General features: G+C 46.7%; 9 protein-coding genes. 3 read left to right on the top strand and 6 right to left on the bottom strand.

Annotated elements, in window-relative coordinates; translation table 11 throughout:
- Positions 1–43: 43 nt before the first annotated feature.
- Both LJ707_RS05010 and LJ707_RS05005 read left to right on the top strand, forming a co-directional pair.
- A complete protein-coding gene (locus tag LJ707_RS05010) occupies positions 44–2,296 on the top strand; it encodes a GH92 family glycosyl hydrolase (RefSeq protein WP_228949699.1) in 2,253 nt (750 codons plus the stop codon).
- Positions 2,297–2,309: 13 nt separating this feature from the next.
- Entirely contained in the window at positions 2,310–3,146 is an 837-nt protein-coding gene (locus LJ707_RS05005) for a hypothetical protein (RefSeq protein WP_228949698.1), read from the top strand.
- A gap of 1 nt (position 3,147) precedes the next feature.
- Here LJ707_RS05005 and LJ707_RS05000 read toward each other — a convergent pair whose 3' ends face one another.
- From LJ707_RS05000 to LJ707_RS04990, 3 genes are read right to left on the bottom strand one after another with little or no spacing between them, the layout of a single operon-like run.
- A complete protein-coding gene (locus LJ707_RS05000; protein WP_228949697.1) occupies positions 3,148–5,253 on the bottom strand; it encodes an alpha-L-fucosidase in 2,106 nt (701 codons plus the stop codon).
- Between the two features lie 27 nt (positions 5,254–5,280).
- Complete coding sequence (locus LJ707_RS04995; protein ID WP_228949696.1) at positions 5,281–7,590, bottom strand: family 20 glycosylhydrolase; 2,310 nt, start codon at positions 7,588–7,590, stop codon at positions 5,281–5,283.
- Between the two features lie 11 nt (positions 7,591–7,601).
- Positions 7,602–9,428, bottom strand: coding sequence for a beta-galactosidase family protein (locus tag LJ707_RS04990; protein WP_228949695.1), 1,827 nt, complete (start codon positions 9,426–9,428; stop codon positions 7,602–7,604).
- Positions 9,429–9,598: 170 nt separating this feature from the next.
- Here LJ707_RS04990 and LJ707_RS04985 point away from each other — a divergent pair, with 170 nt between their 5' ends.
- Positions 9,599–11,767, top strand: coding sequence for a glycoside hydrolase family 3 N-terminal domain-containing protein (locus LJ707_RS04985; protein ID WP_228949694.1), 2,169 nt, complete (start codon positions 9,599–9,601; stop codon positions 11,765–11,767).
- A 5-nt stretch (positions 11,768–11,772) separates the two neighbouring features.
- Here the strand turns inward: LJ707_RS04985 and LJ707_RS04980 are convergent, their stop codons facing one another.
- Genes LJ707_RS04980 through LJ707_RS04970 form a run of 3 tightly spaced genes read right to left on the bottom strand, consistent with a single transcriptional unit; the run spans position 11,773 to position 14,430 of the window.
- Positions 11,773–12,843 (bottom strand): dipeptidase, encoded by a 1,071-nt coding sequence (locus LJ707_RS04980; protein WP_228949693.1) that lies wholly within the window; start codon positions 12,841–12,843, stop codon positions 11,773–11,775.
- Between the two features lie 3 nt (positions 12,844–12,846).
- Positions 12,847–13,959, bottom strand: coding sequence for a D-TA family PLP-dependent enzyme (locus tag LJ707_RS04975; RefSeq protein ID WP_228949692.1), 1,113 nt, complete (start codon positions 13,957–13,959; stop codon positions 12,847–12,849).
- A 6-nt stretch (positions 13,960–13,965) separates the two neighbouring features.
- Positions 13,966–14,430 (bottom strand): RidA family protein, encoded by a 465-nt coding sequence (locus LJ707_RS04970; protein ID WP_228949691.1) that lies wholly within the window; start codon positions 14,428–14,430, stop codon positions 13,966–13,968.
- Positions 14,431–14,508: the final 78 nt, after the last annotated feature.

The raw sequence follows: 14,508 nt of genomic DNA, 5'->3' as shown, positions 1-14,508 counted from the left end.
GGCTAAATTGGCGGGCTATTTAATAGCCTATAAATAAAAACAAATGAAAAAAAGTATTTTCTCGCTGTTTGCCTTGGCAGCCATATGCGGTGGAGTGTATGGGCAGGGCAAACCAACGGGCCTTTCAAAATATGTTGATCCGTATATTGGTACGGGTTTTCACGGTCACGTGTTTATGGGGGCAAACGTACCCTTTGGCGCGGTACAGTTAGGTCCTGTAAATATATCCGAAGGTTGGGATTGGTGCTCGGGGTATCACATTAGCGATACCACCATTGTGGGCTTTAGCCATACCCATCTCAGTGGTACCGGTATTGGCGATCTGGGTGATATAGCCCTGATGCCAACCACAGGCCCTATCAAGGTTGCCAAAGGCAGCGTTGAAAATCCGGAATCGGGTTTTATATCTACATTTAACCGTTCGTCAGAAACAGCCCATGCCGGTTATTATGCTGTAAAGCTAAATCGTTATAATATTGGTGTTAAATTAACTACTACAACTCGCGTAGGTTTTCACGAATATACCTTCCCTAAAAACGATCAATCGCACATCGTGATCGACCTGCAGCAGGGTATAGGCTGGGACAGGCCAATGAAAACATCACTAACATTAGTGAACGATACCACTATCAACGGTTATCGCTACTCTGAAGGCTGGGCGCAGGATCAGCGGATCTATTTCACCATGATCCTGTCAAAACCTGTAAAAACATTAACCGTTTACGATAGCACAACCGTTAAAACCGGTACATCTATTGAAGCTGAGAGAGCTAAAGGTGTGGTGACTTTTGCAACCAAAGAAGGCGAAAAGGTTTATGTTAAATTAGGTATCTCTCCGGTAAGCGCAGAAAATGCCGCGCTTAACATAAAAACCGAACTGCCGGGCTGGGATTTTAATGGTACCGTAACCAGGGCTTACGCCGCGTGGGATAAGGCATTGAACAAGGTAGCCATTACTACTCCTGACGAGGATAAGAAGAAAGTTTTTTACACGGCCATGTATCATACCATGATAGCGCCATCAACATTTAATGATGTTAACGGCGATTATTGGGGTACCGATAAAAAGGTGCATAAAAATGAGGGTTTCAATAACCTGACCACCTTCTCGTTATGGGATACCTATCGCGCTGCCGACCCAATGTATACTTTGCTGCACCCCGAGCGTGTTAGCGATATGGTGAACACAATGCTGGCCATTTACAAGCAACAGGGCAAACTGCCTGTATGGCACCTTATGGCTAATGAAACCAACTGTATGGTGGGTTACAGTGCTATACCTGTGGTGGTTGACGCTTACCTTAAAGGCTACAAAGGCTTTGACGAAAAGCTGGCCTGGGAGGCTGTAAAAGCTACCGCAATGGGCGATGAGCGTGGAATCAAGTTCGTTAAATCATTAGGTTATGTGCCTGCTGATAGCACTGCCGAATCGGTATCAATGGGCTTGGAGTACGCTTTGGCTGATTGGAGCGCGGCGCAGATGGCGAAGAAGATGGGTAACATGGCCGATTACGAATATTTTATGAAACGCGGTAATTACTACAAAAACTACTTCGACAGCAAAACCGGGTTCTTTCGTGCAAAACTTTCGGATGGTAAGTTTAGAGAACCTTTTGATCCTTTCCGCTCCATACACGAGCGTGGCGATTACACAGAAGGAAATGCCTGGCAATACCAATGGCTGGTTCCGCAGGATGTGGAAGGATTGATAAAACTATTAGGTGGCGATAAAAAGTTCACAACCAAGCTGGATGCCTTTTTTGTAGCCAAAGGCGATATGGGTGCCGAAGCTTCAAATGATATTTCGGGCTTGATAGGCCAGTATGCGCATGGTAACGAGCCAAGTCACCACATTACTTACCTGTATACCTATGCCGGCCAGCCGTGGAAAACTGCCGAAAAGGTACGTTACATCATGAAAGATTTTTATACCACCAAGCCTGATGGCATTATCGGTAACGAGGATGTTGGCCAAATGTCGGCATGGTATGTTTTATCATCATTAGGCTTTTACCCGGTTAATCCGGCTAACGGCAACTATGTGTTTGGTAGTCCGTTGTTTAACGAGGCGGTAATCAACCTGCCGGAGGGCAAGAAGTTTAAACTTACCGCACGTAATAACAGCGATGAAAATAAATACATTCAGAGCGTTACTTTAAACGGAAAACCATACACAAAAGCTTATATTAGCCATACCGAATTAATGAAGGGCGGCGAGCTGGTTTTTGTAATGGGCAACAAACCCAACCTTAAATGGAGTACAAAAGCGGCTGATCGCCCGTATTCCATAAAGTAAACTAATTGATGAGATGATGCCGCTCAAGGCAATTCTGTTTAACCGTACTTTAAATACCGGCACTGTAAAGCCGGTATATATTATACTGCAATGCGCCGTAGCCATGTGTTTTATTGGCCACGGCGCATTTGGCATTATTACCAAACCCATCTGGTGTAATTACTTTGCCGTTGTCGGTATTGGCGAGGTGATGGCCTATAAGCTGATGCCGGTTGTTGGTACCATTGATATTTTAATGGGCATTAGCATCCTGGTCTATCCAACACGGGCTATTACATTATGGCTGGTGATCTGGGGATTAATCACGGCATCCATGCGCCCATTATCCGGCGAGCCCATTGCCGAAATGATTGAACGTGCCGGTAATTACGGAGCGCCATTGGCTTTATTACTATTGTGTGGATTTGAGCCGTCTGTTAAATCTTTATTCAGTAAGATGAAACAGCCGGTATCAGTAAGTATCGATCGTCTTAAAATGGTGCAATTAGCTTTACGCATAGCGGCGTTTTTGCTGCTTACCGGGCATGGCTGGTTAAACCTGCTGCATAAAAAGGGATTGATTGCTCAATACAATGCTTTAGGCTTTCGCCAGGCTGAAAATGTAGCTTTGGTGAATGGTGTTGTGGAAATAGTAGCAGCGTTGTTTATCTTATTACGACCTAACCGCAGATTGCTATTAGTGTTTTTTATATGGAAGGTAGCTACCGAGCTTTTATACCCACAATACGCCGCTTTTGAGTGGATTGAAAGGGGAGGAAGTTATGGCGTTTTATTAGCCTTATGGTTTATTTGCGCGCCGCATGCCAAACCAGTACACGGCGCACAAAAAACAGTAATTATTTCCGGGTAGATTATTTTGAGCGTACGCCAACCTCGGCAACCACCACGCCATTACCGCTAACCACATGATCGGCCTGGAATTTAAAATACCTCGCTTTTATTGGTGTATTCAACTTCACTTCCTGCTCAACAGGGTTGGCTTTGATGTTTGAAAATTCGCCTTTGGTAGCTTCTTTCCAGTCGGTACCATTATCGCTCACATAAAAGGTATAGCGGTCAACAATACCTTCGGTTTTCTTGTCCTGACGGGGCAGATAGGTAAATATGCTGATGATTTGCGCTTCACCCATATCTACAGCAAGTTCAGTTGGTTTAAATGCTGCCGAAGTATCCTTTTGCAAGGTACTCCAAACCGAACGGTAGTTTTCATCAATAGCTTGCGCGGCATCGTTATTGGCAGCATTCAGTATTTTCCATTCTTTCTTGTTCAGGCTGAATTTTACATTAGCGGCTTCGCTGGTTACATCGCCATCAATGGCTATAGCTTTAACAGCCCCGCCGTCAGTCAGTACAAAAGGTTTACCGTATGGGGTTGATGCCTTGGTTGGCGTGCTGCCATCCAATGTGTAATAGATGTTTGAAACAGGCGCATCGGTACTGATGGTAACCTCGCCGCTGCTGGTTTTACTGATGATTGGAGCAGTAACATGTACAGGCTCTTTATACAAGCCAAAATCGCTCAGCGCGATGCTTACCGGCGATTTTACAATACGCAGCCTCACCTTGCTTGCCGTAATGTTTTGCGGCAGGCGTATCAAGCGTTTTGAGCCGATGCTGGTTGCCGTAGCTACCTGTTTCCACTCACCGTTTTGATAGGCATCAACGGCAATTTCCTCAATACGCTGCCCTAATTTAATATTCTCACGCAGTTGGATCACGTTAAAGCTAACCGGCTTTTTAAAGCTCAGGGTAAGTGTTGGGGTGTTAACCTTATCATCCGTTGCCCAGTAGGAGAAACGGTCAGCGTCTGTAAGAAATTTAGTGCCGTACAGTTTGCTGTTTTTGCCGCGTATATTGCTCGCCGTTATAGCAGCATCCTTAGCCAGGTTAACGGCGAATGTTTGCTTCAGTAATTCACCAAAGGCTTTCAGCTTGGCCACATCATCTGCATCTATCACCCCATCACGGTTAGGTGATAAACCCAGATCCAACGCCGCGCCGCGGCCAACACTTTTGTAATACAGATCAAGCAAAGTGTAAGGTGATTTAGCCATACCATCCTGACTGGCATGGTAAAACCATCCCGGGCGGAAAGGTACATCACACTCCGCAGGCATCCAGTATTTACCGTTGCGCGTACCCTCTATGCCTAATTCATACAGCACCTCGCCATTAGCAGGTTGTTTGCCGGGTTGCGATGCTTTAGGCGTATAGGTTGCCCAACTGGTTTCGCCCGCGTGGCCTTCCTCATTACCTACCCAGCGCACATCAGGGCCAACATCGCCAAATATGGTAGCGCCGGGCTGCATTTTACGGGTAATGGCCCAGGTATTCTGCCAGTCGTAATAGGTGGTGCGGTCTATTTTGCGTGCCTCGTTGGCACCGCCATAGTAACCGTCGCCGCCATTGGCTCCATCATGCCATGAAATGAATAACTTGCCGTAAGTGCTATATAACTCGCGCAGTTGTTGTTGGTATATTTTCAGGTATTCGGGCTTGCCGTAAAAGGCGTTATTCCTATCCCACGGCGAGCAGTATAGGCCCAGTTGCATACCCAGTTTTTCACAAGCCATTTGGTATTCTTTCACCATATCGCCCTTGCCATTTTTCCAGGCGGCTTTGCTGATGTTATGCTCAGTGGTTTTAGTAGGCCACAGGCATAGGCCATCATGGTGTTTGGCTACCATAACAATGCCCTTAAAGCCGCCATCCTTAGCTGATTGTACAATCTGCGCGGCATCAAATTTTGCCGGGTTAATGAGTTTCGGGTCTTCATCGCCAAAGCCCCATTCCTTATCGGTATAAGTATCAACACCATAATGTATAATGCAATACATTTCTAACGTATGCCAGTTAAGCTGTGCTGCCGATGGCGTTACGCCGTAAGGCTTTGGTGCTGGCTGACCAAAAGCCAGAGCGCTTTGTAACAGGAGGGAGGCAAGGGCTATTTTTTTCATTTCGTGTATCGATCTAAAAAAGTTTAATTAATGTTTTAACCACGATGCCGGTATTTCGGCAGGGGCTGAGCCATCTTTAGTGTAAAGCAGTTTGAGGGCATAACCGCCGCCACCTTCTAAAAAGTTAAGCTCAAAAGGTTGCAAGCCTTTTTTAAGGGCTACTTGTCCGCTTTTTTCAATAGCCGAGTGCATGGCTTCGTTGTCAACCACCAGGCGGTCGGCTATTTTAAGTACACCACCATCATCGCAGGTTAAATAAAAGGTATAAACCCCATCTGTAGGGATATCAATATAGCCACTGTATTTCAGGCCGAAGCTTGGCGCGGTAGCCTCTTTAGGTACGGTAACTGTGCTAACGGTTAGTGCCTGATTTTTAGCTGTATCAGGTATCAGCGTAGTCTTTTTATAAAACGCCGGGAAGTAACGTACGGCTAAGCCCGCCTGTAAACCTTTTTTGTTCACCGGCTCGGCAAGAGGCTGCTTTACATATTTCAGGTTATACAGATCGCCGCGAACGCCTGATGCGGTATAAGCCACCAACCGGATATTCTGCGATTGCGTGATCTTTAACGGGCCGGTTAGTTCAGTTGATTGCTGTGCAGGCAGCGAGCCATCAGTACTGTAAAATATTTTTAGGCCCGGTAGCGGTTTGCTTATATTAAGCGTGGTTTCATCAGTAAATACATTACTTTCAACCAGCTCCGTAAAATCAGGTAAACGGTAGTGTATCTTTAATGCATCAAAGCGTGGATACTGTTTCAGCAAACGTTGCTGATAGCTTTTGTAATCCTTTTTATTTGTCCATAAAACTTCGGCAAGCGCTGTCATACGCGGAAATATCATATAGTCCGCACGGTTCTCTGTCGGTATGCGTTCGCTCCACAAGTTGGCTTGAGCACCTATTACGTTTGCAGCTTCCTGCTTGTTCAGTTTCTCGGGTATCGGGTTGAAATTGTAAACATTGTAAACCGAGTTTTGGTCGGGGTCATTATCAAAATACAGCGGGTTACCTGGTGTCATGATCACCTTATTGCCATTCTTAGCGGCCTTTATCGGCGCGTTAGGCACCCAACTGCGCCAGTACATTACCACCGCGGTCGGGCTGATGCCATCCTCCAGTATCTCATCCCAGCCGATCAGTTTTTTACCATTCTTGTTAAAGAATTTTTCCATCCGGTTGATGAAATAGCTTTGCAGTTCGGCAGTGGTTTTGATACCTTCTTTGGCCATCATGGCTTTGCAGGCTTCTGATTCGCCCCAACTGGTACGGTCAACCTCGTCGCCGCCTATATGAATGTACTTGCTCGGGAACAAGGCGAATATCTCCTTGTAAACATTCTCGGCAAACTCATAAGTGCTCTCATTACATGGGCATATCGGGGTAGTAAAAAGTTCGCCCCATTTGCTGCCGCCCGTGCACGACAGGAAAGGGTAGTTATTAATCGCCGCCATCATGTGCCCCGGCATATCAATTTCGGGAATGATGTCGATATGCCTTTTGGTGGCATAGGCAATCACGTCCTTCATTTGCGCCTGGGTATAAAAGCCGCCGTAAAGGGTTTTGCCGTCGCGCTTAATAATGTGTTTTGGGTCGATGGTGAAATCAGGGTTATCCTTTGATTTTTCGATACATGCCGAATCCTGGTTGTTAAACGTGCGCCATGCCCCAAATTCGGTAAGCTTAGGATATTTCTTGATTTCGATACGCCATCCCTGGTCATCCGTTAAATGCAGGTGCAGCTTATTGAATTTGTATAAGGCCAGGCGGTCGATATACTTTTTCAAATAATCAACAGAAAAAAAGTGACGGGATACATCCAGATGCATGCCACGCCAGGCATAAGCAGGCTGGTCCGCAATTTGTACAGCAGGCAATATTAGCGCACCGCTTTTACCGGTTTGTTCAACGCTTTCGGGCAGTAACTGGCGCAAAGTTTCAACACCTCTGAATATACCAGCAGCGGTTTTAGCTGACAGGGTTACTTTTTGCGCGGTGATGTTCAGCTTATAGCCTTCATCGGCAGTAATGGTATTATCGGTAATAAATTGTATAATGTTAGTTGATGCCGCACCATAAATAAGCGCCTTGCCCGATCCGTTGGTGATAAACGCGTTAAGTAATTCGGCCTCCTGTAAGTATTTTTTACCGGCAGGCAATGCTATTTTGGTTTTGCTATTAATGCTGAATACACCGTTACCCTTAACTACCGATTGCGGGTAGGGTATAAGGTTCACATCAGGCGTTGTGGTTTGGGCTTTTACGCTGTTAACACCTGTTAAAACACCAAGCAGGGTAATGCCAAGCGCGAGTAATAAGTTCGATTGTCTGGATGTCATTATCTGCTGATTTATTTGGTTGCCGGGTTTTGGTCAAGTATCGGTGCTTTAAGCGAGCTGATAGTTGTATGACCATTTTTTAACTGATCAAAAACGCATATATCATTTTTGCCTTTTTTAAGCCATACCGATGGTATATAAATGGTTTGTTGCGGGCCAATGTTCCAGTACTTGCCCAGGTTATGGCCGTTTAAAAATACAAAGCCTTTACCAAACCCACGCATATCCAAATAAGTATCGGCAACGCTATCTAACGTAAATGTGCCTTTGTACAGCGCAGGCAGATCATTGCTTATATTTTTGGCCGAAAATTTAAATCCGGCAAGGCTCTCAAACGGCAGGCGGTACATTTTCCAGTTGCTAACCACCTCGCCGGCAAGTGTAACCTGTTTGGTAATGCCATGCGTATTATCGGTTAAGTAGGGGCCATAGTTTATGCGGCCGTTGTTCTCGGTCAGTATGTCGAGCACCGCGTTTGCCGGTACATTTTTAAGCAATACGCTATCCTGTTTTAACCGGCGGTCAAGCACGGCTACTTTTTTACCGTTGATGTATACCTGGGCATAATCGCGCAGGGCATCCAGCTTTAACAAACCGCCTTTTGATATTTGGGTACGATACAGCAGGAAACCATAAGCCTGATCCAGCGCCTCAAAGGTCATGGTTTTTTGAGCTTCAACAGGTTTCGGCAGGTTATCAAATACGCTGCTGTAGGCGGTCAGTTTAATATCATTAATGGCCATCACCGCTTTTTTAGCCGGTACAGGCGGCAGTTGTTTACCCGCAGGCAAATGTTTGGCGATCACCTCACGGAATTTGATGAACTTTTCCGTCGGGTTGCCTGATTCATCCAGCGGTGCATCATAATCATAGCTTGATACGTGCGGGGCGTAAGGCTCGGTACGGTTCATGTTGGCGCCATTCATAAAGCCGCGTGTTGTACCACCATGAAACATATACATATTGATGGATATGCCTGCCGCTAATATCTTCTCCAGTTTGGCTGCATCGGCAGCAGCATCGGTATGGGCATGTTTTTCGCCCCAATGGTCAAACCAACCCGGGTACCACTCGGCTATATAATACGGGCCTTTGTTATTATGGTATTTATTGATGAGTTGCTTTACCGCCGCAGGGTCATCCAGGCCATTTACTGCAGGCAGATAGCCCGGCAGGTAACCTTTGGGCATTTGGTCGGCACCATCGCAGGTAAACAGGATGCCGTCAAAACCTGCTTCCCTGAATATCTTGCGGTTAAGGTCCATGTAGCTTTTATCATCACTGTATGAGCCATACTCATTCTCTATCTGCACCATCACAATGTTGCCCCCATGCGTAATTTGCAGCGGAACCAGTTGCTTGGCTAATTGCGCGATGTACTTTTTGTAGGCATCGATAAAGCGTGGATCTTTACTCCGAACTTTAACGGTGCTATCCTTTAATAACCACGATGGATAACCGCCAAACTCCCATTCGGCACAGGCATATGGACTTGGGCGTAATACCACCCAAAGGCCTTCCTGCTGCGCGGTTTTTATAAACTCGGCTATGTTATTGTTGCCGCTAAAATCATACTTGCCCTGTTTTTCCTCATGCGCGTTCCAAAAAATGTAGGTACCAACAGTATTAAGGCCCATGGCTTTGGCCATACGCATACGGTCGCGCCAGTATTCTTTAGGTATACGGGCGCAGTGCATCTCGCCCGAGATCATCTGGAAAGGTTTGCCATCCAGCACAAAACTGCTGTCGCCAAGCGCAAAGGTGTGTTTGGTTTGGGCGGTTGATGTTAAGGTTGCCGCCATTAATGCCACACAGGTAATTATTGATTTGATATTCATTAATCAGAATTGTAGTATAGTACCAAATTAGTAAAATGCTATTCAAAACAAATTAAAATATTTATAAAAACTCATTTACTTTTATAAAAATTTTAAAATGTATTTGATTTTCGAAATTAATTAATATTCTTGTAATTCTCAATGCAACCGATTGCATAATTTTTTAAGCTATGACAATTAAGCCAAACATTAAGTACATACTGTTAGCCGCGGCATGTACATGCAGTTTTATCAGCAAAGGGCAAAACAAGCCGAAGTTTCGTGATGAAAGTTTGCCCGTTAACAGCAGGGTGAACGCCCTGATCTCTGAATTGACTTTGCCCGAAAAGGCATCCCTGATGGGTTATCGCAGCGCCGAGGTTAAACGCCTGGGCATACCTGCCTACAACTGGTGGAATGAGAGCTTGCATGGCGTGGCCAGGGCGGGCGAGGCTACTGTTTTTCCGCAGGCTATTGCTATGGCTGCAACATTTAATGATGGGCTGGTGAATGAGGTGGCAAGTGCCATATCCACCGAGGCACGGGCTAAATACAATCTTTCGACAGCGCAAAACAGGCGTTTGATGTATATGGGGTTAACCTTTTGGTCGCCCAATATTAATATATTCCGTGACCCGCGCTGGGGCCGGGGGCAGGAAACTTATGGTGAGGACCCATTCCTGACCGGTACTATCGGCAGTGCCTACATTAAAGGGATGCAGGGTAATGATCCGGCGCACCTTAAAACATCGGCGACAGCCAAACACTTTGCCGTACACAGCGGCCCGGAAGCACAGCGCGATTTTTTTGATGCTAAAGTAGATGAGAAAGACCTGCGCGAAACTTACCTGTACGCTTTCCATAAACTGGTTGATTCCGGTGTCGAATCGGTAATGACGGCCTATAACCGGGTTAACGGTGTGCCAACATCAACTAACAAAAAACTGATAACTCAAATATTACGCGGCGAGTGGGGCTTTAAAGGCCACGTGGTTACTGACTGCGGCGCGCTGGACGATATATACTTAACCCACAAGGTACTGCCCGACAAGGTATCCGTAGCGGCGGCGGCTATTAAGGCAGGTACTAATTTGGATTGTTCGAGCATTTTCCAGAGTGATATTGAAAATGCTATCAAAAAGAAACTGATTACCGAGAAAGAGGTGAACCAATCGCTTTCGCAGGTTTTACGTACGCAGTTCAAGCTTGGCTTTTATGATGAACCGGCAAAATCGCCATATGCAGGTTACGGTGCCGATAGCGTGCATAACGATTACCATATAGCGCTTGCCCGCAAGGCTGCCCTACAAAGTATGGTGTTGCTAAAAAATGAAAAAAGTATATTGCCGCTAAGCAAGCAGGATTACTCAAGCATAATGGTGGTAGGCCCTAATGCGGCATCGTTAGATGCGCTGGTAGCCAACTATCATGGCGTAAGCAGCCGCATGGTAAACTTTGTGGAGGGTATAACCGCCGCGGTTGGTCCGGCTACACGTGTGGAGTATGACCTGGGTTCGGGCAATAAAGACACAACGCACTTTGGAGGTATATGGGCGGCCGGAAATGCTGATGTTACCGTGGCCGTAGTTGGGCTTACCCCGGTATTAGAGGGAGAGGCCGGTGATGCCTTTTTATCTGAAAGTGGCGGTGATAAAAAAACTTTGAGCCTTCCGGTTGATAATATTGCTTTTTTAAAGGAGCTGCGTAAAAAAGTAACCAAGCCTATAATCGCCGTGGTAACATCAGGCAGTGATGTTGATATTGCCGAGATAGCGCCTTATGCTGATGCCATTATACTGGCATGGTACCCGGGCGAGCAGGGTGGTAACGCATTGGCCGATATATTATTCGGTAAATACTCACCATCGGGCCACTTGCCCTTGACGTTTTACAAGTCGATCAATGATCTGCCTGCTTATGATAATTATAACATGAAAGGCCGTACTTACCGCTATTTTACCGGCCCGGTGCAATATCCGTTCGGTTTTGGTATGAGCTATACCTCATTTAAGTTTGACTGGAACACGCAGCCACAAAAAAGCTATGGCGCTAAGGATTCGATCACCGTGTCAGTTAATGTAACTAATACCGGCGCTATGGATGGCGATGAAGTGGTGCAAGCCTATATCAAATACCCACAAGGCGAGCGTATGCCGTTAAAGGAATTAAAAGGCTTTAAGCGTGTTAGCGTTGCCAAAGGCGGCCAGCAAACGGCTACCATTAAAATTCCGGTAAGCGATCTGCAAAAGTGGGATCTGAAAGCCAATAAATGGAAACTCTATCCGGGTACTTATACGCTGAGTATCGGCAACAACTCGGCTGACGAAAGTTTGACGGCCAGCTTTACCGTAAAACCATAACCCATTCAGGCCCAGGCTTTGCGTAAAAAGCGCAGCCAGTTGCCGTGCATCATATTTTCAATGTCGTTTTTGTTATACCCGCGTTTGCCAAGCAGCGCGGGTATTTTGTTTAAATCGGTTATGGTATGCAGATCATAAGGGCATTGTTCACGCCCAAAAGCTCCATCCAGATCTGAGCCAATACCTACATGAAGCGTATTGCCCGCCAACTGGCATATATGGTCAATGTGGTCAATAATCGCTTCAAGGTTACAGTTAGTGCCTTCGGGAGTAGATACGCCGCGCACCCATCCCGGTACCATCATCCAGGCATCCAGCGCCGCGCCAATCACCGCGCCGCGTTCGATCAGCGCTTTAATCTGATCGTCACTGTACTGGCGATTGTGGTTCACCAGGGCACGGCAGTTGTTATGGCTCGCCCATACGTGGCCGTTAAAATTGTCGAGCGCTTCCCAAAAGCTGTCATCGCATAAGTGGGTTGCATCCAAAATAATGTTCAGGCGTTCCATCTCTTTCAGCAACTCGCGCCCCGCCTCACCCATATAGCCCGTCGCATCTGTACCTTGCGCATACCTGCCGGGGCCGTAATGTGCCGGGCCTAAAGCGCGTAAGCCATAGTTGTAAGCTTTTTCCAGATGATCAATAGTAATTATCGAATCCGCTCCCTCCAGACTCAAAATATAACCGACAGGTTTTTCAATGTTATCAAATCCATCAGCCCATACATTCAAATGCGCTTCAAGCGTTTGCAGGTTATGTATCTGCACCATTTCACCGGCATCTTCCATCGCCCTGTACCACGCCAACTGTCCCTGTGTTTGCGCCCATGCCTGCTCAGGCGAATGCCAGCCCGGCAGCGTATTACCAGGTGCAACATACCGTGCTATCTGGGTTGCTACCACCAGGCCGATGTTGCCTTTGCGCAATTCGGGCAATGATACTACCGCCTTGCCACGGTCGGGCTTATCGGTAAGGCCTGCTTCGCGGGCGTTGATCTCGGCAACAGGGCGGGTAAGGTCGCGGTTCCATTCCAGCGCGTTCATGCTCAGGTCAAGGTGGGCATCTACAATCAGCATAGCTTAAAAATTAATTTTACGGTCGCGCGCGGTGGTTTTCCATTCGCCCGTTATGTGTCCATTTTCTATGGTGATGGCACGTTCATACAGCGCCACGCCGGGGCAAATATGATAGGGCAAACCGTACAATACATCACCCTGCTGGTAGGTATGGCCTATGCCTGCCTCCAAAACCATGTGCTCTTCGCTGTGGCTAACCGGCGTAAGTTCGGGCGCGTTCAAAAACACCACACGTTTATCCAATGGGTTTTCGGCAGATATTGATTTATGACCCAGATCAACACAGATCTTCGTTTCATCAGGCAACGATACCACCCGGGTAACCAGTAAAGCGGCAGGTAAAAATGGTTGCTCGGGGTATGATTGCTCGTAGTTCACATCCCAGTAAATATAAGTACCGGGGCTGCATTCGGCTTCTTTCCATTGCAGGTGTACAGGCAGGGTGGGCGTACCACCGGCAATTACAAGTGGTGTATAGTTCAGGGCTTTTAACTGTACGATCATTTTTTTTAATGGCTCGAAAGCAGCTTCACACCGTACTCGCCGCACCTCAATATCGGCATCGTGGATATGGCCATCGTACGCGTGCAGGCCGCGCAGGTTAATACCGTTCATCTGGCTGCATGCAATGTATAAAGCAATAGCATCGGCACCGGCGGCAATGCCTGTGCGGTTCATACCCACATTTATATCAATATAAACATCAATCACCAGTTTGTTAGCAAATGCAGCCTCAGCAATGTGTTTTGCGGCAATTACACTGTCAACCAGGCACGAATAATGTGTCTCCGGATAGTATTTTATGAGGTTAACAAATCGCTCCAGTTTTGGCCCAACAGGTTGATAGGCCAGCAAAACATCCGGTGCGAGGCACAACCCGGCCATTTCTGCTTCGGCAATGGTGGCGCATTTAAATTTGGTTATGCCCGCCTGCATGTTCAGCCGCAAAGCATCAGCGCTTTTGTGCGATTTGAGGTGAGGTCTTAACCTGCCTGTATCACCAACCAATTGCTTGAGTAATTCAATGTTGTGTTTTACCCTGTCGGGATATACCACCAGCGCAGGCGTATCCAGCTTGTTAATATCAGTTATGGCGTACCATGATGTAGCTTCCATAGCTGTTTATAATAATTCAAACAGCGCCTCAATTTCAACCGGAATATTATCAGGCAGCGATCCAAAGCCCACGGCGCTGCGCACACCTATGCCATTTTCGGTACCCCATACCTGCGCAAATAATTCGCTGCAGCCGTTTATAATGTAAGGGTGTTTTTCAAACTCGGGCACACAATTTACCATGCCCAGCACTTTAATAACCCGCTTAACTTTGTCGAGGCTGCCAATGTTGGCCTTTATGGTTGCCAGTATAGCCAGGCCCACCTGCCTTGCGGCCAGTTTGCCGTTTTCCATATCAATGGTATCACCTATGCGGCCTATGATAAGTGAGCCATCATGCTGCACCGTGCCGTGGCCTGATACATACAGGTATTTACCATCTACAAGGCAGGGTTTGTAAACGCCAAGCGGGGCAGGGGCGGGTGGAAGGGTTAAGCCGAGTTGTGCGAAGTTCTCTTCAGGAGTATTCATGGGCATGCTGTATTTAGTGGTTGCTATTTTACTAAAAAACAGCTAAAGCAAGCCAATATTTTATGTGCGGTAAGTAAA

The sequence above is a fragment of the Mucilaginibacter sp. UR6-1 genome, from assembly GCF_020880975.1.
In the GTDB taxonomy this organism is placed as follows: Bacteria; Bacteroidota; Bacteroidia; order Sphingobacteriales; family Sphingobacteriaceae; genus Mucilaginibacter.
Note: the sequence above shows the minus strand (reverse complement) of the source record. Positions and strands in the feature narration are given on the sequence as shown.